We start from the raw sequence: 23,137 nt of genomic DNA on the forward strand, positions 1-23,137 counted from the left end.
TCCTGAGGTAAATAAGTTTAATGCGCCCACAAGGGGCATGGGTAGCATGAAGAATTGACTGTACTTAAGGACTTCAGGACGAATTACGGATAATGCGACAAAACGAAGGAAACTTAACACAATGGTTTTTCTTGCGAGCTGCCGCACAGCTTATAGAGTTCCCCGACAGAGTCAAATGAATTCTTTGCGCAAAGCCACAAATCCCCTATTTTTTGGGGCGATTCTCAAGTAAATAGTCCACCAGCGCTTTCAGCGAAGGGCTCGCCATTCGATTTGCAGGATAAACCAATGACACAGGCACGGGCGGCAAGCGGTACTCATCCAATATAGACACCAACTCGCCGCTCTCCAGATACTTCTGTACTAGGAAGTCTGGAAGATGGGCGATGCCATGTCCGGCAGCTGCGAATTGCGCCACCATCTCCCCCTGGTTAATCTCGATACCAGCATTCACGCTCACCTGCTGCTCCCCTTTATCCGTATGGTAACGCCAACGACCGGGCACACGGTTAGAACTGTCAACAACACATTTGTGCTCGGCCAGGTCTTTGGGGTGCTGCGGTATACCGTGCTCACGCAGATATGTCGGACTGGCGACGTAATAAACCTCCAAAGAACCATAACGACGCGCGACGAAACTGGAATCGGGTAGCTCCCCAACGCGAATTGCCAGATCGATCCCCTCCTCCACCAGATTCACAAAGCGGTTTACAAGTATCCATGACAACTTAACGTCCGGATGATCGTGCAGAAAATCACCTACCATGTCCTGCACACCGAGCCGTCCGATATTCATCGGTGCGGTCATACGCAGGTGCCCGCTGACCGACTGTTTACGCTCCGAGGTCAACGCTTCCAACTCATTCAAACGCTGCAGCACGTCACGAAACTGCTCCAGATAGAACCGGCCCTCCGCCGTGAGATGCATTGCGCGCGTGGTGCGGTACAACAACTGGCAGCCAAAATGCTTTTCCAGATCTGAAACCTGTCGACTGACCGCCGATGTGACCAGATTGAGGGCCTGCGACGCGGCCGTGAAACTCTGATGCTCGACCACCACCAGAAAAGTCCGCATCGCTTTGACCAGATCCATTTTTCTTTTCATAAGAATAATGTTTTCAAAATGACGTTATTTTTCATTTTAACGTACAGCCGTACGCTTTACCCATACCAACGAACACATAGCTGGAGCAATAAAGATGAAGATTATGGTTATCGGTGCGACCGGCACCATCGGTAAAGCGGTCGCAGAACGTCTGGGTAAAGAAAACGAAGTGATCGCAGTGGGCTACAGTGATGGCGACCTGCAGGTAGATCTGGGTAACTCGCTTTCGATTGAAGAATTGTTTGAGAAAAGTGGCGCGGTCGATGCGTTAATCTCCACCGCAGGACTGGCCAACTTTGGCGCCCTGAACGACCAGACCGATGCTGACTACCAGCTGGCACTGAACAACAAACTGATGGGCCAGGTAAACCTTGTACGCATCGGTAAGGACTACATCAACGCAGGCGGCTCTATCACCCTGACCTCGGGCATTCTGTCCCGCCAACCCATGCCGGGTAGCGCGTCGATCAGCATGGTAAACGGCGCATTGGAAAGTTACACCAAAGCCGCTGCGCTGGAACTGGAAAACCTGCGTCTAAACGTAGTGGCACCGGCCTTTGTCAAAGAAACCATGGAGATGATGGGGATGGATTCCACCCACGGAATTTCAGCGGCGGATACAGCTAAGGCTTACGCTGTCGCAGTTAACGGCCGGATGCACGGCGAGACATTGGATGTGCCTGACTACCTCTAATGCTCAGTGTTGTAACTGATGTGTAGGTTAGCCATCGCAAAGCGATGCCTAACACGTTGGGCACCGCGAAGCGGTGTCCAACCTACTGGCCAGTAGTAGAGAGCTTGTATGCGCTTCAGGGTGCTGACTGCGACATACCAACGCGGGAAAAACGGTTGTCCTCTGAGCGGGCTGCTACACATAACATGCCGCACGTTGTAACTGATGTGTAGGTTAGCCATCGCAAAGCGATGCCTAACACGTTGGGCACCGCGAAGCGGTGGCCAACCTACTGGCCAGTAGTAGAGAGCTTGTATGCGCTTCAGGGTGCTGACTGCGACATACCAACGCGGGAAAAACGGTCGTCCTCGGAGTGGGCTGCTACACATAACATGCCGCACGTTGTAGCTCCTTTGTAGGTTAGCCATCGCGAAGTGATGCCTAACATGTTGGGCACCGCAAAGCGGTGGCCAACCTACATAGCCAGAAGCCCCCGATAATATCCGAGAATTTGCTCTGCCTCCTGGTCTGCATTTCGCCCCATCCGCTCGTAATGGGCGATGGTGCGAGTGATATATTCACGATCTAACGCTCGCGATAGATCCCACATTTGATCACCAACCGGCGAGATCACTTGGTTACTGCCACTGGATACGTGGATAGCTTCGTAAAACCGCTTGTTCTCGCACACCAACGCTTCATCAACCAGACCATAACCCAAATGAATCAACCCTTGGCGCAGCAGGTAGTGCTGCCGGACCGGACAGAGCATAAACTCCAGCTCCCGATTAGGGTGACTAAGTGTAATTGCCTGCACCATCTCCAGTGTGAGATCACCACCCACCCCGGCAATAATGATCAGCTGGCGTCCTGGCGACTCTGGCAATGTCAAAGTCGACACATCCATACAATGGACCTGCCAATCACGCCCTTTGAGAAAATCCGGTAAAAAACGCGCCAGCTGAACCTCGAGAGCCTCGGTCAACGACGGTACCACATCCACGAAGTGCACTGTGTCCGCTGCACCACGCTGCAGCAACGTCGCACCTAAGAAGCCGTGATCACAACAGCAATCCCAGATATGGTCATAGTGATCGGTAACCATACGGTTGATCTGTTCGAGACGATGACTGAGTTTCAACGCAATACCACTGCCTGAGGGTTAGGTAATAATCTGATTGCAGATTGGTGTCAGATTGATGGGATGAATCAAGTGGACGGATTGGAGCTGATTATCTCAGCCTCGTCCGCACCGGTGTTGCGGAAGCGATGCGGCCGGTTACTGTTAAAGTAGTAACCATCTCCCGCTTTAAGCTGATACGTATCGAAGCCCACCGTCAGCTCGATCTCACCACGCACTACGATGCCGCCTTCTTCACCTTCGTGCTGCAGCATCTCAGGGCCGGTATCGGCACCTGGAGGATACACTTCCCGGAGAATATCCATGGAACGTCCTTTCAGGGTCGCACCCACCAACTTCAGCGATACGTTATTTGAACCAATATCCGGTTGCTCGTCACCACGGAAGACCACCTGTTCAGGTTCTATGTTTTCGATATCGAGGGTGAAGAAATCACCGATTGAGATAGGAATTCCGGACAGAACTTTTTTCAGCGAACTGACCGATGGGCTGACGCCATTTTTTTCGATCATGGAGATGGTGCTGTTGGTCACACCTGCGCGCTTGGCAAGCTCGCGCTGGGACAAGCCCCTTATCTCACGGATCGCTTTTAAGCGCTCTCCTACGTCCACTGCGTGTTCACCTTTATATAAGTAAATCCCGATATACGCGCCATTATACCAACAACTCACTTATTTGCAGATCGCTTAGAACAGCGGCATCAAAGTGCCAAGTGGCTCTCCACACTGCAGGCACTGCTGCCTTTCTGCTTATGATACCCAGCCATCACGGTGCGTATCGCGAAGAACGTTTTCCTCCCTGGAGTACTTCTTCATCACTCTGCTACTTATCTGATAACTCATTTGCCAGCTTTCTATGCTGAGGTTTGCCAACGGTTGTCCCCTCAGGCGATAACGCCCGACTGGCGTAACCCCTCCAGAACGTCATTTTCCATCTTTAACAGATCAGTCAACACCTGCTCGGTGTGCTGACCCAGCATTGGCGGTGCTGACCGGTACTCCACCGGGGTTTCCGAAAACTTTACCGGATTGCCAACACCTGCAACCTTACCCGCTTTGGGATGTTCCAGTTCAACCTGCATTTCGCGATGCTGTACCTGTGGATCGGCAAACACCTGCTCGATGGTATTGATCGGCCCACAAGGCACACACGCCGCCGACAACTGCTCCAGCCACCAGTTTGTGCTTTGCTGCGCGATGATCTCAGCCACCTGCGGGATCAGGTCGTCACGGTTCTCCACCCGCTTACGGTTGGTCGCAAACGCGGGGTTCTCACCCAGAGCCGGATTACCGCCGATCTCACAGAAGGTACGGAACTGCTTATCGTTACCCACCGCCAGGATTATATGCCCGTCCGTCGTTCCAAATGCCTGGTATGGCACGATGTTGGGGTGTGCATTACCGAGGCGGGCTGGTGAGTCACCACTGGCCAGGAAATTCATAGCCTGATTGGCAAGTGTTGCGACCTGCACATCCAACAAAGACAGATCGATATACTGCCCTTTGCCGGTTTCAGCTCGATTCAAGAGTGCAGCCTGAACCGCGTTCGCCGCGTACAAACCAGTCATCACGTCGGCCAGCGCTACCCCCACTTTCATTGGCATGCCCTCGGGCTCGCCGGTCACACTCATCAGCCCGCCCATGCCCTGGATCATGAAGTCATAACCCGCGCGCTGAGCATAGGGGCCATCCTGACCAAAGCCGGTAATCGAGCAGTAGACGATGGCTGGATTGACTTGCTTCAGACTTGCGTAGTCCAGTCCATACTTGGCCAGACACCCCACCTTGAAGTTTTCTAGCACCACATCGCACTGTTTTACCATTTCGCGAATCAGGTTTTGTCCCGCTTCACTGGCGATATCAATCGCTACAGAACGTTTGTTACGGTTGGCCGCATGAAAATAGGCGGCTTCTGTTGGATTCCCCTCGTTGTCACTGAAGAACGGAGGCCCCCAGCCGCGGGTATCATCCCCACAGCCCGGACGCTCCACCTTAATTACCTCCGCGCCAAAATCGGCCAGCATCTGGCCGGCCCAAGGGCCAGCCAGAACGCGGCTCAGATCCAGCACACGGATATGTGACAGCGCGCCCGCCATCAGAAAAACGCCTGGATTCCGGTCTGTGCACGACCCAGGATCAGCGCGTGAATATCGTGGGTACCTTCGTAGGTATTCACCGCTTCCAGGTTCATCACATGACGGATTACGTGGAATTCATCGGAGATGCCGTTACCACCGTGCATATCACGGGCAACACGGGCGATATCCAACGCTTTGCCACAGTTATTGCGCTTCATCAGGGAGATCAGCTCTACCGGACACTCGCCAGCGTCCATCATACGGCCCATACGCAACACGCCCTGCAGGCCCAGGGAGATCTCTGTCTGCATATCCACCAGCTTCTTCTGCACCAATTGGTTTGCCGCCAGAGGACGATTAAACTGGATACGGTCCAGTGTGTACTGACGCGCTTGGGTCCAGCAGAACTCCGCCGCACCCAGCGCACCCCACGCGATACCGTAACGGGCTTTGTTCAGACAGCCGAAAGGACCGCTCAAACCCTGCACGTTTGGCAGCAGGTTCTCTTCCGGTACCAGCACATCATCCATCACGATCTCACCGGTAATGGATGCACGCAGGGAGAACTTGCCCTCGATCTTCGGTGCAGACAGACCCGGCATACCTTTATCCAGAATGAAGCCTCGCACGGTGTCATCCAACTTCGCCCATACGACAAATACATCCGCTACCGGCGAGTTGGTGATCCACATCTTGGAACCTTTCAGCAGGTAACCACCGTCAACACGGGTCGCACGCGTTTTCATGCCTGCCGGGTCAGAACCCACATCCGGTTCAGTCAAACCGAAACAACCGATCCACTCACCGCTGGCCAGCTTTGGCAGGTACTTACGTCGCTGCTCTTCGCTGCCGTATGCATAGATTGGATGCATTACCAGAGAGGACTGCACGCTCATTGCGGAGCGATAACCGGAGTCCACGCGTTCAACCTCGCGGGCAACCAAGCCGTAACACACGTGGTTTACCTCTGCACAACCGTACTCTTCCGGCAGCGTGCAACCCAGCAGGCCCAGCTCACCCAGCTCCTGCATGATCTCGGTGTGGAATACTTCGTTTCGGTTTGCTTCTGTTACACGGGAAAGCAGACGGTCCTGCGCATAATCGCGTGCGCTCTGCATGACCATGCGCTCCTCTTCGCTCAGCTGTGCTTCCAGCAGAAAAGGGTCTTCCCAGTTGAATACCGGCTTGCTCATGAATATGGCCTCGTTTAACTCTGATGATGTCATTCGCTGTTTGTTTTTTATCGAACACCCACGCGGGTATTTCGAAGAATATGACACACATACTGTGCATTATTTTTTACAAGATCAAGAAACACACAGCCGTTTTAACACCAAAAACATAGACAATTAACAAAAATATCTATATTTTTCGCAGCATTCATAGCCATAGGACTACCCCTAATCGCTTGTTTAACAATGCCTTTTCGAGATTCCGCAGCGCAAAAAGAAAAAAACTTGAAGATTTTTCGTTCAAAAACCTAAACATGACGCAGATCATGCTTTGCTTGACGATGCATTCAGTCGCTGAACAGGTGATGTTAGAAATAAAGAACATTGAGTGCGACTCAACAAGAGTCGCTGTCAAAGAAGTAAACCAGTCACTCTGAGGAAAACAGATCAGTCGTTTTGACGAGCATCCCTGTCTAAGACGCACAGAAAAGACGTGCCATCGGGTTAACAACACAGGGATTTGTAGGGCAACGTTCAGAGGGCGTTGTAAAACGTAGCGAGCGTAGCTGAGACAAGGCAAAAAGCTGCGAAAACGTACGCGTCAACGTATTTTAGGACTGTTTGTAGGGCAGCGTTCAAGCTGCCGGCAGCTTGAACGCTGCCCTACAATGTATAGGTATAAATGAGCGTATTGGGCTGATTTTTAACGCCGCATCAGCCAGAGCAGTCGTTTTGCGACACCCTATGAAGGCCTGTCCAAGATCCAGTGTTAACCACTTCACCAAATTCCAGGTAACGTCAGATAGCGTGACTATTCGACCTTGAGGTCGTACTGCCTTGGCCAGTCCCGGTAATTGAACACCTGCCCCTCCTGCCGGATGCGGGCAATCTCGCGCAAATCGAGGTCGGCATAGACCCAACCGGGCTGATCGGTATTGCCTTCTACCAATATCCCGTTGTCGGGAAATCCATAATCAACCGGCGTATACACACTGGCACGCCCGGTGTTGATATCCACCGCTTCCGACCAGGCTGCCACGCCAAACGTTGGCGATTGCACCACAAAGCACTGGTTTTCCAATGCACGCGCCTGACAACCCAAACGAACTCGGTGGAACCCTGCTTGTGTATCAGTACAACTCGGTACCAAAATAAGATCGGCCCCGGCCTCCACCTGCTGACGGGCGATCAGAGGAAACTCCGAGTCGTAGCAGATGTTGATCGCTATTTTGCCGAACTTTGTGTCGAACACCCGGATCTTGTCACCGGCGGAGATCAGCCACTGCTCGTTTTCAAAACGGGTCATCACCAGCTTATCCTGCGAGCCTATCACACCATCCGGACCAAACAATGTGGCGCGGTTCAGGTAGCTGCCGTCTTCCTGCTGTACCGGGTAACTTGCGCCCAGAATCAGCAGATCAAACCGTTTAGCCAGGGCCAGGTGTAGGGCCTGCCAGTCCGGATAGATTGCCTGCATCGCATCCAATTGCTTGCTGAGATCGGAGTAGATCACCTCGCCAAACAAGGAAGCCAGCTCCATACTGCCGTATTCCGGAAACACTAACAGTTGCGCGCCCTGCCCGGCCGCATCGTTCACCCACTGCTCCAACTTATCGGCATAGCCAGACCAGTGTTCAAAGAAGCCGATATCGTATTGTGCGACCGCAATCCTGAGATTTTCCATCACAACGCCTTCATCCAGAATGTCATCGGCTTGGCGGACTGCTCGGTTTCGTCCAGATCTTTCCAGCTGTAGGAGGTCGCCAGTTCCGGTGTCTTTTGGTATCCACGCTTCTGCCAGAAGCTATCCAGTGGTTCATAATCCGCGGGACGACGGGGATGATCGGCGGGGCGATCGACAGCACAGAAACAGCTGAACTTAAAGCCCCCGAGTTTGGCGGCATGGGCTTCGCGCTGCTCAAAAAACACAACACCCACACCCTGCCCGCGGTACTTGGGCAACAACACGGATTCACCGCAGTAGAAGATCTCGTCCGGGTTGTAACCCGCGCCGATAAACGGCTGCTTAAACTCGACAGTTTCGTTGGCCATCGGTATGGCGGTCGACGCGCCAACCACCTCGTCACCATCAAACACCAGAACGATTACACTGTCCGGCGCCTGGACGTAGGTGCTAAGGTATTCCTCTTCATACGCCAGATCACCGTCATACAGATAGGGAAACTCCCGAAAAACACGTATGCGCAGCGCCGCCAGCGCAGGGATGTAGTCCTTTAACGCCTCGCCGCTAACCGACAGGATTTTTAACACTCGTCTTACTCCGCGACCTGCGTTACCGGGAGACCTGTTCAATCCAGTCCTGCAGGTTGTAGTAGTTGGTGATTCGCGCCACTTTACCGTCTCGAATCTCGAAAAAGGCGCCAGCGGGCAGATCGTATGTCTGACCGTTCGCCTCTGGCAAGCCCTCATCCGTGGAAAGGTACTCTCCCAGCACACGAAACTCCACGGCTGCGCGACTGCCATCATCATTGCTGGTGATAGACAGATCAACAATCCGCTCGCGGTAGTGGGCATTCATTCGATCCATAAACGCTGTAAACACGTCTTTACCCACCTCTCGACCACCTTGATTGATATCATGCACGACATCATCGGTCAGCAGGTTCAGAAATGCCTCCATATCCTGACGGTTAAAGGCATCATAGTACTGCTGCAACAGTTCAACGGTGTTTTTGTTCATAGCTACTTAAATCCATCCACGACATGGTCGGGTCTAACCACCCAACAAAAGAGCTGTTCGATCGGCACGCGCTAAATACGCACCGCCCTTCAAAGCGCTGTTATCACCCTTCAGATGCTTGAAACAGCCGGCCCCACAGTGAATCAGGAATACGTCGACAGCACTGCTCTCTATGCGACAAAAAAGCCCGCTATACGTCGCTACAAGTAAATTTCCATCAAAAACGCCCGTCTATACTGGACCAGTTCCCATTCATACTTTGGTCGAAAGCCTAAACAAATAAGAACAACAAACTCTCCCAACACAAAAAATAACTACAGGGCCGAATGCAGTTATGAAAATACGTACAAAGCTGCTGGCTGTAATAACCATCTCGGTGGTCATTCCAGTCTTTGTCATTTCATCATTTGCCATCTACAAAGCGCGGGAAGCCGCTTTGAACAACTTCAGGGATAGTGCCGCCAAAGAGATCACCCAGATAGATAATGCGTTCTCGATCTTCTTCAAAGGGATCGCCGACAACGTATCGTTCCTGGCTGATCACCCTTTGGTTAAAGACGACAGTTTCACACTTTCTAACTTCACACAGGGGCCTGGCAATTTCCAAGGCCATATCGCGACCGGCGGTAAAGAGGCGGAACTCTACAAGCTATACGAGAAGTTTGGTGAAACCCACCCGGGACTGGCCTATGTATACGGCGGCCGCAGTGATGGCGGCTATCTAGCATGGCCCGATGTGCCGATGAAAGATCCGTACGACCCGCGCGGCCGTCCGTGGTACAAAAAAGCGATGGAGAACCCGAATCAGGTAGGCCGTACCAGTGCCTATTACTGGGCCGGTGACGACGCAACCTACGTGGGCACAGTCAAAGCCGTGACGAATGAGCAAGGCGCTGTGATTGGCGTGCAAGCGATGGATGTATCCGTAAAACAGCTCACCGAGATCGTGAAGAACATCAAGATCGGCGACGCCGGGCACATTCTGCTGATTGAAGACAACGGTACTGTGCTGGTCGATCCAAAGATCCCGGATCACAACTTTAAGAAAGTCACCGAGATCGACACCCCGCTGTTCAAACAACTACAAAGCACTAACTCGGGTCTGCTGGAGATCGAGCGCGACGGTGAAACCTATCTCGCAAACATCGTACAGTCCGAGTCCCTGGGCTGGCGTTTTGTCGCACTGGTGCCGGAGAATGAAGTTTTTGCTACCGCTAACCAGATTGCGTGGCTTTCCGTCGTGATTGCCGCGGCACTAAGCGCCATTTTTATAGTCATCGGTGGCATTGTTGCCCGACTGATCACACGCCCGATCGATAACGTTGCGGAGATGCTTAAAGGCATCGCAGACGGCGAAGGCGATCTGACCGTCCGTCTTGAGATCATGTCCAAAGATGAAGTAGGTGAACTGGCCGAATCGTTCAACAAGTTTATCGAAAAACTGCAGTCAATCATCCGTCAGATTGTGGGACTTTCCGATGAACTGAAAACCAGCTCGGTGGCAGCTGCGGAAAGCGCCAATATGTCGCTGTCCGAGGTTAAACAGCAGTTGGATCAGATCACGCTCGTTGCCACCTCTGTAGAACAGATGTCTGCAGCAACCCAGGAGATCGCCGCCAATGCCGAGCTTACCTCCCACACCGCCAGCGAAAGTGCTGACTACAGTGCCCATGGCCAATCGGTGGTAATGAATGCGCGTGATTCCATTGGCAATCTCGCCACCGAGGTGGGTAACGCCTCCGAGGTAATCAGTCGTCTGAGCGAACATTCGCAGGAGATCAACAGCATCCTCTCGACCATCCAGGGCATTGCGGAGCAGACCAATCTTCTCGCATTGAACGCCGCAATCGAGGCGGCGCGTGCCGGCGAACACGGGCGTGGCTTTGCTGTTGTAGCCGACGAAGTACGGGATCTGTCATTGAAAACAACACGTTCCACCGACGACATCCGCAACATGATCAGCACCCTGCAAACAGCTACGCAGGAAGCGGTCGATATCATGAAGCGGAGTGAATCAATGGCACAAGGCACCGTAGAGGAAGCCAACCAGGCTTACGAGCAACTGACACAGATTACGGAGTCTGTGAACAATATTCGCGATATGTCTGCCCAGATCGCAACAGCGACAGAAGAGCAGAGTTCGGTGAACGCCGGTATCGCCGACAACACCAGTCAGATCAAGGATATTGCTGACCAGATGTCCGCGGACGCGGACTCACGACTGGAACGCTCCCGCACGCTGCATCGCTTATCGGAGGGCATGCACGAGCAGGTTGGGTTGTTTAAGGTATAAGCTCAACCAAACCGGCAGATCAGGCCACAAGATTACCTGATCTGCCGGTGTTCCCCCTCCAGCCCATCCCAAATGCGATAGTGACGAAAGGCCTTTCTCTGATAGCATCACCATAAGTGCTTCAAAAAAGGATGCTGGATGTGCTGGACACACTCTCACTTCAACGCGCTGCAAACCAACACCCGTCAGATCGCGCCTGGCGCTTTGAGCTGTTTGTTAACGGAGATTCTATCCTCAGCTTGTTGGAACGATATTGTCCATCATCGAATGGCCATGTCGGCATGCAGTCAGCCTTCCATAATCACAACGACCTACACAGGCTCTTGGCTCCCTCTCACCCAAGTCCATCCCCGATCCATAGTGTGTGCCTTCTTGAATGCTCTTGCGGGGACCAGGACTGCGGGTCGATATGGCTCCAGATTCACAGTCAGAACGGCTTCCTTACCTGGACAGAGCTGATTGACTATCGGGACCTGTGTAAGCGTAAAGCGGACCGTTCCATAGACTTTTCAAACGTTCCCCAGTTTTGCTTTTCCTATACGGAAGTCGCAGATTCAATCGAATGTATAAGCATGCCCGGAGGAGAGGCGGTATGACGGCTCAAGTCATGAGCAGTGTTTTATATGAGGGTAAGCATTTCAATCTGGTTAACGGCAACCCATTTATTCCAGGCGATTATGGTTTCGAGTACAGCCCAACGTCGTCGGCATGTACGGGGCTGTATTGCCATTACACGATCCATGACAATCGCCTTCATTTAATCGACGCGATGATAGGCCTGCCCTATGATCCCAGCGATCCGTTTAGACAGAATGAAGACCTGGAAAGGCAACGCCAGCTGACACTGCATGGGCATAAGCCCGAGATCGATGGCCTGGAGCGCCATTTCCGCAACATCAATATGCCACTGACATTTAGCGGCATAATCCGAATCGAAGCGCCCTCCCCCTATCCTTACGACGATGTGCGAGCGCTAGCACGTTGCCCAGGCTTTCTCCTGCGCTTTGAAGAAGGAATCTTGATAAAAGCCGAGCCGACCGATTGCGATCCCGATCCCATGTATCCATCGGAATTCGAAGACCCCATACCACCGTTGTAACTTCTGCTGCCATTTTTCAGCCAGCAGGAGCGACTGCTAAAACGCTAAAACTTATTCGGGATAAGTCGCTTTGACAATGTCCCGTTTTTGATGCGCTTCCCGAGCTGCCAACAACGCTGGATAGTCTGAGAAATCATACAGATTTCGGAACTCTGCCCAATCCAACAGCGCAATCAACGCGATAGTTGCCATATGCCACTCATCAAAAGCCCCCTGCGCAGCTTGGGCATTCAACCACGCCAAGGTATCTGGAATACGTTCTAGCTGCAGTTTGAACAGCAATGCACTCGGAGAAACCTCCAAGCCAGAGCGCGTCCCCATAAACAACACGATCAGGGAATCGTTTACGCCGTCTATCGCTGCAATCAGATTGTGCTGTTCGATAGGAAGATCGGGGGCACCCTGCTTACGACGCAAGTATTCACAAATCACATGAGAATCGAAGACGGTCTGCTCGCCATCCACCAGCACCGGTAGCTTTTTGATTGGCGAAATCGAGGCATACTCCGCCCGTTTTTCATCGTTGTAGAGATCAACCGCTTCAAACCGATAATCCATGCCCTCCAACAACATCCGAATACGTCGTACGTAGGGTGAAGGTAGCGATCCATACAGCGTCATTGACATAAAAATTCATCCTTTCAGGTCTGAGTAGTTGAAACAGTGCTCAAGACAAATATCACAGCGCCCCTGCGGACGACAACATAAATCAGATCCTGGCCGGAGCAGACTTGTGAAAAGTATCAAATTTAAACCGAACGATTTACCTATCTGGCAATCAATAGAATACGCCTAAGCGATAGCAACAAACCCCACGTGACCGCTATGCAACAAACGGTTACATTAGCGGATTAACCACATAGAGGAGATCAGGATGTCACAACAACGCGCAGTACTGGCAGGCGGCTGCTTCTGGGGCATGCAGGATTTGATACGCAAACTGCCCGGTGTCATCAATACCCGTGTGGGCTATACCGGTGGTGATGTGGAGAACGCCACCTACCGTAACCACGGCACCCATGCTGAAGCGATCGAAATACTGTTCGACCCGTCTCTGATCTCATACCGCCAGTTGCTGGAGTTCTTTTTCCAGATCCACGATCCTTCCACACCTAATCAGCAAGGGAACGACCGCGGTAGCTCATACCGCTCGGCAATCTACTATGTGGATGATGACCAGAAACAGGTCGCCCTGAATACCATCGCTGATGTGGATGCTAGTGGTCTTTGGCCGGGCAAAGTTGTAACCGAGGTTGACCCGGTTGGTGCGTTTTGGGAAGCAGAATCCGAGCATCAGGATTACCTGGAACGCTTCCCTTACGGTTATACCTGCCACTTCCCGCGTCCGGGCTGGGTATTACCTAAGAAGCAGTAAAAAAAGATCGCATACGTTCCCACGCAGAGCATGGAACCAGGAATGCTTGGCTCGCTCCCCGTGTAGGGCAGGCTTAAGCCTGCCGGTAGCCTGAATGGCCACCCTACATCAAGAGCGATATATTCAAGCCCTCGGGTTAAAAACACGCACTTTACAAGCTAAAAAACCCCTCGCCTAGTCCGGATCACGCTTCACTTCCAAACCAGCGCAGCAAGGCATTCTTTGTCTCTTGAATCGCAACATACCTGGCGTCAGATTTACGCGCCACAACGTACCAAGTTAACGGCAAACGCTGTTCCGTCACGGGGATGGCGACCACCAGCCCCTGCTTCAAGGAACGGCTCAACGCCCAGCGCGACAGAATGCTGACCCCCAGATCAACGGCGATCATCTCAACTATCGCATCCGTCATCTCAACCATCTGAATATGGCGCAGCCTGATACCCGCCGGCCTGATAAAGCGTTCGTATTCAAATCCCGGCAACGCGTCCAGACTATAGGTCAAATAGTCTTGGTCGATCAGTTCTTCAGCCTCGATAAACGGTTTCGTGGCAAGGGGATGTTGCGGATGGGTGATCAATACCAACTCGTCCTTCATCAACGGATGGGAGATCAACGCCGGATTTTCGATCTTGGCGGGGGAAATAAGAAGGTCCGTAGTGCCTGCAAGCAGCGTTTGCTCTGCTTCGCGGGTTGCCGCGGCAACAAAATCGATCTGCAGCTTTTCACGACTCATTGGCAGCGACTTTAAAAATCCCGGCACCCAGTGATACGCACTGTATTCCGCCACACCAATGCGTACGAGGTAACTTGCACTTGCAGCAGTGCGCTCAAAATCCTGCTCGGCACGCGCTAACTCGGGTAAAACCGCCTGTGCGGTGTGCAATAGCGCCTGCCCTGCGGGAGTTACCTTTAGTTTACGCCCATCCCGCTCAAATATTGCGCTGCCCAGCCGCCGCTCCGCTTCAGCGAGCCGGTGGCTTAATGCTGATTGAGTTACACCGATGGCATCCGCAGCACGCCCCAAACTACCGTAACGAGCAACCGCCTCAAGTAACTGCCAGTGCTTAATATCCAAGCGCATACATGAATAACCTTAATGGATTATCCGCATTTTTCATTAATTATTCTAAATTACTCTGGCTATTATGCATCCGAAATTCAAACAGTTTTTAACTGTCCGGCAGAAGAGCATACAGGGGACCGAAATCGTGAAAGGAACAATGATGCTAACGGGTGCGGCAATGGGCTTTGGCTTGAGCCCGATGTTAGCCCAGATACTGTTGCAGCAGGGAATGTCACCGGAGGTGGTCGCCCTGTATCGTTTCGCCATCCCTGCGCTGTTGGTTCTGCCCTGTGTAAGGGTGTTTAAAGTACAGCCTGCGGAGTCAATGCGCACCTTTGCGCTTGGTGCTTTCGCGGCTTTGGGTATGCTCGCATTCCTCTACAGCTTTACCTGGCTCCCCGCCACAACGGTTATTCTGACCTACTACACCTATCCTCTGTTTGCGCTGGCCATTGGCTGGGCTCTGTTCGGTCATGGATTAACACGCAACAGACTGATTTCAGCCGCACTGATCCTGTTGGCGGTATTGACCATGCAGGGCCCTCTAAGCCAGCATCAGATCCCGCTTGGGGTACTATGCATTGGATTTGTTGCACCCGCCTCTTATGCATTGTTGATCAACTATCTGTCCAATCCGGTCCAGCACCTGAAAACCGGAGAACGGATGAGCGCGTGCCTTGTAGGCCATCTGGCGGTACTCATCCCACTCACATATTGGCAAGCCCCTGCAATCGTGCTGCCACAATCTGAAGACCAGCTTTGGCTGATCCTTGCAATCGCCCTGCTGGCCTCAGCGTTTCCCCAGTATCTCTTCGCTCGAGGTGCAGTGTTAGCGGGGATGGAGCGAACAACTATGATCAGTACCTCGGAGATCGTATTTGCACTGCTATTCAGCGTATTGCTGCTTAACAGTGAGATCAGTCGATTGGAGATGATCGCGTCAACATTGATTCTGATATCCGGTCTGATCCGCCTTGAGCCGCGGAATGAAGAGCTGCCATCCAATCACAAATTCAGTCATCTCGGTACTTGATCGCAGGTACAGAGATCCAACTCAGCAACAACAGTAGGCCACTGCTATCTGTGCCGCCAAACGGGCATTGTTCAGTACCAGCTGAATATTGGATTCCAGGCTTTCACCGCCGGTCAGTTCACTGATCCGAGCCAACAGAAAGGGGGTTGTCGCCTTACCCGATATCCCATGGTGATCGGCGTCTTGAAGGGCTCTGTCGATCGCCGTATCAATCTCGACGTGCGGCATCGCATAGGCCTCAGGGATGGGGTTGGCGATCACCATCCCGCCACCAAGCCCCATTTCCCACTTAGCTTTCAATGCAGCGGCAATCTGGTCGGGTGAATCCAGACGGTAATTCACGTCAAACGCGCTCTCTCGGGCGTAAAAGGCTGGCAAGGTATCAGTCTGGTAGCCCACCACCGGCACCCCCTGGGTTTCCAGGTATTCGAGGGTCAGCCCCAGATCCAGAATCGATTTGACACCGGCACATACCACGGCCACATCGGATCGCGCCAGTTCCTGCAAGTCGGCGGATATATCGAACGTGTGTTCAGCTCCCCGATGTACACCACCAATCCCACCAGTGGCAAAGACCTTGATCCCTGCCATCGCTGCCAAAATCATCGTTGCCGCCACCGTGGTCGCACCATCCTGCTCGGAGGCCACCATGAACGGGATATCTCGCCGACTCACCTTGGTTACGTTGCGCCCCTCTTTACCCAGATACTCAATTTGCTCCTGACTTAAGCCCACCGTTAAGCGGCCCGCGAGGATGGCAATGGTTGCCGGTATAGCCCCCTGCTCACGTACGGTTTCCTCTACCCTAAGTGCTGTTTCCACATTGCGGGGGTACTGCATGCCATGGGCGATGATAGTGGACTCCAGCGCAACCACCGGCCGGTTGTTTTCGATGGCGACGGCCACCTCAGGGGAGATATGCAGATAGGGATTGGACATGATTAGATCAACTCCTTGCTACCTGTAGGATGAGTAAAAGCTCACTTCCATTTCACATTACAGCCAATGCTGGGTTTCTGATCCTCTGAAACCGGCTTTCCGGCTAGCAGGCTATCGATTGCTCCTCGCAGATCGCTGCCGGTCACTGGCTTTTCGTTTCCCGGCCGGGAATCGTCAAACTGGCCACGATACACACAGGCAAGTCCGGCATCAAACAGGTAAATATCGGGTGTACAGGCGGCCTGATACGCTTTCGCAACCGCTTGAGATTCGTCATACAGGTAAGGGAAGTTGTACCCAAGATCACGCGCTTTTCGGGCCATTTTCTCGGGGCTGTCTTCCGGAAAGGCGGTTACGTCATTGGCACTGATCGCAATGATAGCGATCCCGCTCCCCTGGTAATCCTGCCCCAGCTGCACCAGCGCGGTGTCGATATGTTTTACAAACGGGCAATGGTTACAGATGAACATCACCACCGTCCCCTTCTCGCCCCTGAGCTGCTTTAGGCTTTTCTGTTCTTGGTTGACGGTATCAAGCAGATTGAAGTCCGGGGCGACAGTGCCCAGTGGCATCATGTTGGAAGGTGTGAGGGCCATGCTGATCTCCTGATTCCGGTGGAAAGATCGTACAGTATGCAAAGAAAGCTTAGCCTCGGCGCTGGGCAACAACCACTCTCAGCTGACCCAAAGATCCAGATATGGAAAGGCCCCATTACAATGAACGGGGCCTTCTGATTGGAGCAAACTCAGGTCGTAACCTGGCGTCAGCACGTTACTCCAGGAGTGTGCTCGACCAGTAAATTAGACATGCAATCACCTCCTTTGGTCAGGGAGTGAATCTTAACGTCAGCGCCCCCCTGGCAGGCGGCTGACGATACGCTTCATATGTCACTCTGCGCCTCTACCGTCGCGCTGTCAACGGACGTTGTACATAAAACATACAGACCTTGACCAAGCTCCTAACGACCACCAAATACAAGTCTATCCAACCACCTGATTTACAACGCCCAAATACCATCCGAAAGCACGTTATTTGCAACAGCGTTGAGGGGTATCGTGGGTGTCATTAACAGGACAACAAGGTTCCTCGCTTGAAGGCAATACGGCATCTGCAGCCGCAATTAAAGCAGCTTTAATGATAAGTTCGGCTGGAACTACCTCATATTCGATACCTGACACTTCGACAGTACGACACTCGGCATTGTGACAGACGTTACACGCGCACAGGCTTTTACCGTTGCGTGCATCAAGCCAGCTTTCAAGAGGCCTACCTGCAATCCATATCCGGTTGGACTCCGTAACGTCAGCAGCGCAGGCGCTTGCATCCAACTCTCTTCCAACTAACCGCACCTCAATATCCAAAGGCTTGAGTGACGCTTCCAGCTTTTTCACCGCTTCATGCAACTGTAACCGCGTGCCAGCACAACGAGTGCAGGTTCCCCCTTTATCGTCGACCAAACGTTGCCAAGTGATCAGCAGTGTTTTCATAACATCTCACTCCCCATATCGAGTTTTTACCTGGCCAGCGCAAAAGTTCCATGGCCGTTTTAACTATAGAGGGCGCTGCGTTTCCCGAGCAATTCGAACACTTAATGCCGACGAGCCAACTATAGTGACGATAAGGGGAACGCCGTCGAGCACACTGAAAACGCCTCACATGACCAACGGTTTAGCTTAGTCGATACCGCTTTCTACGCACAGTTCAGCACGCTTGATGTTTTCGGCGATAAGTGTGGCCAACCAACACCAAAGGCACCGAACTATGATGAAGCCAAGGGATGTAAACACGATCGAACAGGCAAAACGCATCGTTGAGGAAAGGGGTCTTACACACGTAAAAGTAGGGATCTTCGATACCGACGGCGTGATGCGCGGCAAATACATGAGCAAGGAGAAGTTCTTCTCGGCACTCGATCATGGTTTTGGCTTCTGTGACGTCGTCCTGGGCTGGGACTCCAAAGACCAGCTCTACGATAATGTCAGCTACACCGGTTGGCACACTGGTTATCCGGATGCTCCGGTACGGATCGTGCCCGACACCTGCCGCGATCTCCCCTTAGAAGAGGATATGCTGCTCTTCATCGCAGAGTTCTGTGAACAGGCTGCAGATCTGTGCCCTCGAAACCTTCTACACCGAATCGTACAACGGGCGGAAGCAATGGGGTTTGATCCGTTTGCCGCACTGGAATACGAGTTTTTTGTCTTTAAAGAGACACCCCACAGCGCCCGCGACAAAGGCTTTAAAAACCTGGAGCCCCTGTCGCCGGACTGGTTCGGTTACTCGGTACTGCGCAACTCCGTCCATTCCGACCTCTATCAACAGATTCTGGATATGTCTGAACAGATGGATTTCCCCATCGAAGGTATCCATACCGAAACCGGTCCCGGCGTGATAGAAGCCGCCATCGCCGTAGACCAGGCAGCAAACGCGGCGGACAAGGCAGCCCTTTTTAAGACTTTTATGAAGGTCCTCGCGCAACGCAACGGCCTGATGGCCACCTTTATGGCCAAGTGGTCCAATGACTATCCCGGTCAGAGTGGCCATATCCATATCTCCCTCAAACACCGGGATGGATCGGGCTCCGCATTTTATGACCCAAGCCAGCCCCACGGAATGAGCGAGATCCAGCGCCACTTCCTAGCCGGGCAACAACGCCTGATGCCTGAGTTCTTAAGCCTGATCGCCCCCACCATAAACAGTTATTCCCGCTTGGTGCCGGGATTCTGGGCACCCACCGATGCCACCTGGGGTGTCGAGAATCGTACCACTGCACTGCGCATCATCCCCGGCAGCGAGAAAACCCAGCGCATTGAATACCGTCTCGGCTCGGCTGACGGCAATCCCTACCTGGCCATGGCGGCAGCGCTGGCCTCGGGTTTATACGGTATACAAAACGAATGGGAACCGGAGCCGATGGTTGAGGGCAATGCCTACGAACAGCAACACCCTGGCCACCTGCACCTACCCAGCACCCTGTGGGACGCCGCCCAACGCCTGAAAAACTCCAAAGCGGCCCGTGAGCTGTTTGGGGATGCCTTTGTGGACCATTTTGCCGCTTCACGGGAGTGGGAGGAGCGGGAGTTTCGCAAGCATGTCACGGATTGGGAGATGGCCCGCTACTTTGAAATTATCTGATCCGCCCTCAGTTACGACAATGTCTCTTGGAGATCTGTTATGACAAATCACAGCGCTGACCTGAACGCTGACTGGCATTACCCGACCAGCATCCGTAACGGTGCCGGGCGAATCAAAGAGCTTCCTGACGCCTGTAAAAACCTGAATATCCAGGCGCCATTGTTGGTCACCGATCCCGGACTAGCTGCGCTGCCTATGATCAAACAGGCTGTCAAACACTGCCAGGCATCCGGCTTACGCTGCAACCTGTTCTGCGATATTCAGGGCAACCCCACCGGGCAAAACGTCGTAGACGGCGTCACCGCCTACAAAGCAGGCAACCATGACGGGGTCATCGCTTTTGGCGGCGGCTCGTCACTGGATACCGGCAAGGCCATTGCGCTGATGGCGGGCCAAAAACGGCCTCTGTGGGACTTCGAGGATATCGGGGATAACTGGACCCGTGCCGATCCAACCGCAATCGCACCCACCATAGCGATCCCCACCACTGCCGGCACCGGGTCGGAAGTGGGTCGTGCAGCGGTCATTACCGACGAAGCCAACTTAGTAAAACGTATTATCTTTCACCCCAAAATGCTGCCGTCGATAGTCATTCTCGATGCTGAACTCACAGTCGACCTGCCCCCTCACATCACCGCCGCCACCGGGATGGATGCCCTCTCCCACTGTCTGGAAGCCTATTGCGCTCCTGGCTACCATCCGATGGCCGACGGTATCGCGCTGGAAGGGATGCGATTGGTAAAAGAGAACCTTCCCCGCGGCTACGCAAATGGACAAGATCGGGATGCCCGCAGCCAGATGCTGGTCGCGTCCAGCATGGGCGCCACGGCATTCCAAAAGGGATTAGGCGGCATGCATGCCATCGCACATACCCTAGGTGCGCTGTACGGCGCACACCATGGCTTGTTAAATGCCATCCTGATGCCCTATGTTCTGCAAGCCAATCAGGCAGCAATTCAACCACGTATCGAACGCTTGAGCCGTTATCTGGATCTGCCTACCCGTGGCTTCGACGGGTTTATGGACTGGGTACTGGAGATGCGGAATACACTGGGCATTCCACACAGCTTAGCGGACATAGCCATAGACGAACGTCAGGCTGTTCGGGTAGGTCAGATGGCGGCGGCAGATCCGTCTGCCGGCGGGAATCCGATCGCATTTTCAGCTGAACGGTATTCTGAGATTTTTCGAGATGCGGTGAAGGGTGAACTTAACCAATAAGGTCAGAAAGCGTTCTTCCACTGCTCGGTATCAATAAACCAGCGCTCTTCATAGATCTTGTCACCCTGAAATTTAAACAGAACGGAGAGTTGAGAGCCCGTTACTTTTGCCGACTTCCATTCAACAATCGATACAACTTCGCCATCCCCTTCGATCTGCCGTAATCCCGTGATCTCAAAACCGGGTGGCAGGATATCCCCGATCCCATTCAGTGCTGAACGAAACGCCTGCCGGCCCTCAAGAATGTCCGCCTGCCCCGGCATGATGAAGGTCATATCCTCCACATAGTCCGCCACCAATGCATCAAAATCCCCGGCGCCAACTGCCTCCCAGCCCCGCTGCACGATATCCGCTAAGCTCATTGTTCTTGCCCTCCTCTAGATTAGGCTTAAACCTAACTATAGAAGGGGTTTAGCCATCGTGGGCATATAGGCCCTTTAACGCCTCAAGTGAACAAACCGCCTTGCATCCGCCTGGATTTTTACAGCACGGTACTTAGAAGCTTGCAGTTCATCATTAATAAAAGCCACCTTATCTTTAGGGCTTAATTTGATGAACCACTTTGCAAACTCCTTAACTTTTTCAGCCTGATACCGCCCATCAGAGCTATTCAGCACGTTATCCAAGAATGCCTGAGCCAGATCCGACCGACCCGTAATCAAACAAACCATCCCCTTATTTAGGTTTGCCCAGACATTGTTGTCATCACCAACGGTGTTTTCTAAAACGTACTCTCTCGATCCTTGAGGCGTTTTCAGGTGCTCCCGAATTTCTAGAATTCGAGCCTTCGCCAGATCTACAAGCTTTAATGCTGCGGTACGAAACTGCTCTTCATTTTCGAACTCAGCAAAGCCTGATTCTTTAAAAATCAGATCATAGGTCATACAGCTTTCCGGATACCATTGCCAATTAATGCATACATTGAGGCACATACCTTTTGGCGAATTAGACGGTCCAAATTCAACAACAGTCGCCCACCATCCGTGATCGTCCAACCACATCCGGCAGCGATCTTTCCTAACGACACCGATTGGCTTGAAGACCTCATCCGCGAGATTACTTACAATTTTGAATTGTTCAGAGGCACTCATGTTGTCTCCTGCGGATAACTCGGACTTCTAACGCTTGCAGCAGGGGACGCGTAGCGAGCTTGCGAGCGGAGCGTTGATCTTCCCCCGGTTTAGTGGACACCTCAATGCAATTAGATTGAGGTGTCCACTAAACCGGGGGAACTACACGTTCCTTCTGACTGCATTTGTTATATGTCTTTAGCTATTTACAAACTCTACAAGAGCTTTCCCAGTCAAACGATAGCCCACCCATTCGTCTTGCGGTTTCGCGCCAATTGATTGATAGAACTGTATCGCCGGTTCATTCCAGTCAAGGACGCTCCACTCGAAGCGGCCACAATTCTTAGACAACGCAATTTTTGCCAGATGTTTTAAAAGTGCCTTGCCAGCACCAACGCTCCTGTACTTCGGAGAAACATACAAATCCTCAAGATAGAGCCCATGCTTACCGAGCCATGTTGAGTAATTAAAAAAGTAGACTGCAAAACCAACAGGTTCATTATTTATATTACAGATAACAGCTTTGGTAGTTGAGTCACTGCTAAATAAAGAACATTCGATATCAGCTACTGTGGCAATTACTTCATTCTCTGCTTTTTCATAAGTGGCAAGTTCTGTGACAAACCTGAGAATCAGATCCGAGTCTTCAACAGTTGCTTGACGAATTTTTATAATGGACACTCATTACTCCTATCACTAGTGACATATAACGCCGCCAACAGGCGACCATTTGTAGTGCAGCCAAAGGCGGAAAGGAAAATGGGGCGCTCTGCTTGGCCTGGTTATGTGGCTTTTTATTCATTGGCTTCATCCGAAGTTGGGTATGCACACACACTGAAGCTAACTCCAACTTCAGCGAGGTGCTGCAGATCCTGATCTGTAAAGTCTATGCAGGCTAAAAATGGAACTGAATCTCCGACCGTATAACCTATGTAGTGGTTCTGTAAACCTCCCCTAATTAGTTACACGCATAATTAGAGTTTTCCAGCGGGTCATGTTTGGCCAGATATTCCCAGGGGGTGAGGTCACCCAATGCG

General features: G+C 52.5%; 23 protein-coding genes. 7 read left to right on the top strand and 16 right to left on the bottom strand.

Annotated features, from left to right (window positions below; all coding sequences use genetic code 11):
* Positions 1 to 205: 205 nt before the first annotated feature.
* Entirely contained in the window at positions 206 to 1,093 is an 888-nt protein-coding gene (locus QKW35_RS14425) for a LysR family transcriptional regulator (protein WP_282354147.1), read from the bottom strand.
* Between the two features lie 106 nt (positions 1,094 to 1,199).
* Between QKW35_RS14425 and QKW35_RS14430 the strand changes: the two genes are divergently transcribed.
* Positions 1,200 to 1,799 carry a short chain dehydrogenase gene (locus QKW35_RS14430; RefSeq protein WP_282354148.1) on the top strand — a complete coding sequence of 200 codons (600 nt, stop codon included), beginning with the start codon at positions 1,200 to 1,202 and terminating at the stop codon, positions 1,797 to 1,799.
* A 454-nt stretch (positions 1,800 to 2,253) separates the two neighbouring features.
* Here the strand turns inward: QKW35_RS14430 and QKW35_RS14435 are convergent, their stop codons facing one another.
* From QKW35_RS14435 to QKW35_RS14465, 7 genes are all read right to left on the bottom strand, one after another.
* Positions 2,254 to 2,919 (bottom strand): tRNA (adenine(22)-N(1))-methyltransferase, encoded by a 666-nt coding sequence (locus tag QKW35_RS14435; protein ID WP_282354149.1) that lies wholly within the window; start codon positions 2,917 to 2,919, stop codon positions 2,254 to 2,256.
* A 68-nt stretch (positions 2,920 to 2,987) separates the two neighbouring features.
* Positions 2,988 to 3,530: a cupin domain-containing protein gene (locus QKW35_RS14440; protein WP_282354150.1), complete on the bottom strand. Its 543-nt coding sequence runs from the start codon at positions 3,528 to 3,530 to the stop codon at positions 2,988 to 2,990.
* 272 nt (positions 3,531 to 3,802) lie between these two features.
* Positions 3,803 to 5,014, bottom strand: coding sequence for a CaiB/BaiF CoA transferase family protein (locus QKW35_RS14445; RefSeq protein ID WP_282354151.1), 1,212 nt, complete (start codon positions 5,012 to 5,014; stop codon positions 3,803 to 3,805).
* A complete protein-coding gene (locus QKW35_RS14450; RefSeq protein ID WP_282354152.1) occupies positions 5,014 to 6,189 on the bottom strand; it encodes an acyl-CoA dehydrogenase in 1,176 nt (391 codons plus the stop codon). Before QKW35_RS14450 ends, QKW35_RS14445 begins: the two co-directional genes overlap by 1 nt.
* A gap of 790 nt (positions 6,190 to 6,979) precedes the next feature.
* The gene (locus QKW35_RS14455) at positions 6,980 to 7,852 is read right to left on the bottom strand and encodes a carbon-nitrogen hydrolase family protein (RefSeq protein ID WP_282354153.1); all 873 of its coding nucleotides are present in this window, start codon (positions 7,850 to 7,852) and stop codon (positions 6,980 to 6,982) included.
* A complete protein-coding gene (locus QKW35_RS14460) occupies positions 7,852 to 8,439 on the bottom strand; it encodes a GNAT family N-acetyltransferase (RefSeq protein ID WP_282354154.1) in 588 nt (195 codons plus the stop codon). The genes QKW35_RS14455 and QKW35_RS14460 overlap by 1 nt, the downstream gene beginning before the upstream one ends.
* 22 nt (positions 8,440 to 8,461) lie before the next feature.
* A complete protein-coding gene (locus QKW35_RS14465) occupies positions 8,462 to 8,869 on the bottom strand; it encodes a ketosteroid isomerase-related protein (protein WP_282354155.1) in 408 nt (135 codons plus the stop codon).
* Positions 8,870 to 9,203: 334 nt separating this feature from the next.
* Here QKW35_RS14465 and QKW35_RS14470 point away from each other — a divergent pair, with 334 nt between their 5' ends.
* Both QKW35_RS14470 and QKW35_RS14475 read left to right on the top strand, forming a co-directional pair.
* A complete protein-coding gene (locus QKW35_RS14470) occupies positions 9,204 to 11,162 on the top strand; it encodes a methyl-accepting chemotaxis protein (RefSeq protein WP_282354157.1) in 1,959 nt (652 codons plus the stop codon).
* Positions 11,163 to 11,754: 592 nt separating this feature from the next.
* On the top strand, positions 11,755 to 12,261 hold the full coding sequence (locus QKW35_RS14475) for a hypothetical protein (RefSeq protein ID WP_282354160.1): 507 nt from the start codon (positions 11,755 to 11,757) through the stop codon (positions 12,259 to 12,261).
* Between the two features lie 51 nt (positions 12,262 to 12,312).
* Here QKW35_RS14475 and QKW35_RS14480 read toward each other — a convergent pair whose 3' ends face one another.
* The gene (locus QKW35_RS14480; RefSeq protein ID WP_282354163.1) at positions 12,313 to 12,888 is read right to left on the bottom strand and encodes a glutathione S-transferase family protein; all 576 of its coding nucleotides are present in this window, start codon (positions 12,886 to 12,888) and stop codon (positions 12,313 to 12,315) included.
* A gap of 247 nt (positions 12,889 to 13,135) precedes the next feature.
* On the opposite strand from QKW35_RS14480, the gene msrA reads away from it, so the two are divergent.
* Positions 13,136 to 13,636: a peptide-methionine (S)-S-oxide reductase MsrA gene (msrA, locus tag QKW35_RS14485; protein ID WP_282354164.1), complete on the top strand. Its 501-nt coding sequence runs from the start codon at positions 13,136 to 13,138 to the stop codon at positions 13,634 to 13,636.
* A gap of 184 nt (positions 13,637 to 13,820) precedes the next feature.
* Here the strand turns inward: msrA and QKW35_RS14490 are convergent, their stop codons facing one another.
* Positions 13,821 to 14,720, bottom strand: coding sequence for a LysR family transcriptional regulator (locus tag QKW35_RS14490; protein ID WP_282354165.1), 900 nt, complete (start codon positions 14,718 to 14,720; stop codon positions 13,821 to 13,823).
* Between the two features lie 127 nt (positions 14,721 to 14,847).
* On the opposite strand from QKW35_RS14490, the gene QKW35_RS14495 reads away from it, so the two are divergent.
* A complete protein-coding gene (locus QKW35_RS14495; RefSeq protein ID WP_282354166.1) occupies positions 14,848 to 15,735 on the top strand; it encodes a DMT family transporter in 888 nt (295 codons plus the stop codon).
* A 21-nt stretch (positions 15,736 to 15,756) separates the two neighbouring features.
* Here QKW35_RS14495 and QKW35_RS14500 read toward each other — a convergent pair whose 3' ends face one another.
* From QKW35_RS14500 to QKW35_RS14510, 3 genes are all read right to left on the bottom strand, one after another.
* Positions 15,757 to 16,674, bottom strand: coding sequence for a pseudouridine-5'-phosphate glycosidase (locus tag QKW35_RS14500; protein ID WP_282354167.1), 918 nt, complete (start codon positions 16,672 to 16,674; stop codon positions 15,757 to 15,759).
* 41 nt (positions 16,675 to 16,715) lie between these two features.
* Positions 16,716 to 17,270 carry a thioredoxin family protein gene (locus QKW35_RS14505; RefSeq protein WP_282354168.1) on the bottom strand — a complete coding sequence of 185 codons (555 nt, stop codon included), beginning with the start codon at positions 17,268 to 17,270 and terminating at the stop codon, positions 16,716 to 16,718.
* Positions 17,271 to 17,702: 432 nt separating this feature from the next.
* On the bottom strand, positions 17,703 to 18,161 hold the full coding sequence (locus QKW35_RS14510; RefSeq protein ID WP_282354170.1) for a DUF2703 domain-containing protein: 459 nt from the start codon (positions 18,159 to 18,161) through the stop codon (positions 17,703 to 17,705).
* 274 nt (positions 18,162 to 18,435) lie between these two features.
* On the opposite strand from QKW35_RS14510, the gene QKW35_RS14515 reads away from it, so the two are divergent.
* Both QKW35_RS14515 and QKW35_RS14520 read left to right on the top strand, forming a co-directional pair.
* Positions 18,436 to 19,809, top strand: coding sequence for a glutamine synthetase family protein (locus QKW35_RS14515; RefSeq protein ID WP_282354171.1), 1,374 nt, complete (start codon positions 18,436 to 18,438; stop codon positions 19,807 to 19,809).
* Positions 19,810 to 19,848: 39 nt separating this feature from the next.
* The gene (locus QKW35_RS14520) at positions 19,849 to 21,030 is read left to right on the top strand and encodes an iron-containing alcohol dehydrogenase (protein ID WP_282354172.1); all 1,182 of its coding nucleotides are present in this window, start codon (positions 19,849 to 19,851) and stop codon (positions 21,028 to 21,030) included.
* Between the two features lie 2 nt (positions 21,031 to 21,032).
* On the opposite strand, the gene QKW35_RS14525 is transcribed toward QKW35_RS14520, so the two are convergent.
* The 3 genes from QKW35_RS14525 to QKW35_RS14535 form a co-directional block, all read right to left on the bottom strand.
* Complete coding sequence (locus QKW35_RS14525) at positions 21,033 to 21,392, bottom strand: nuclear transport factor 2 family protein (RefSeq protein ID WP_282354173.1); 360 nt, start codon at positions 21,390 to 21,392, stop codon at positions 21,033 to 21,035.
* A 75-nt stretch (positions 21,393 to 21,467) separates the two neighbouring features.
* Positions 21,468 to 22,121 (bottom strand): hypothetical protein, encoded by a 654-nt coding sequence (locus QKW35_RS14530; RefSeq protein WP_282354175.1) that lies wholly within the window; start codon positions 22,119 to 22,121, stop codon positions 21,468 to 21,470.
* A 177-nt stretch (positions 22,122 to 22,298) separates the two neighbouring features.
* A complete protein-coding gene (locus QKW35_RS14535) occupies positions 22,299 to 22,781 on the bottom strand; it encodes a GNAT family N-acetyltransferase (RefSeq protein ID WP_282354177.1) in 483 nt (160 codons plus the stop codon).
* Positions 22,782 to 23,137: the final 356 nt, after the last annotated feature.

It is taken from the genome of Pontibacterium granulatum, assembly GCF_029961155.1.
GTDB lineage: Bacteria > Pseudomonadota > Gammaproteobacteria > Pseudomonadales > Balneatricaceae > Pontibacterium > Pontibacterium granulatum.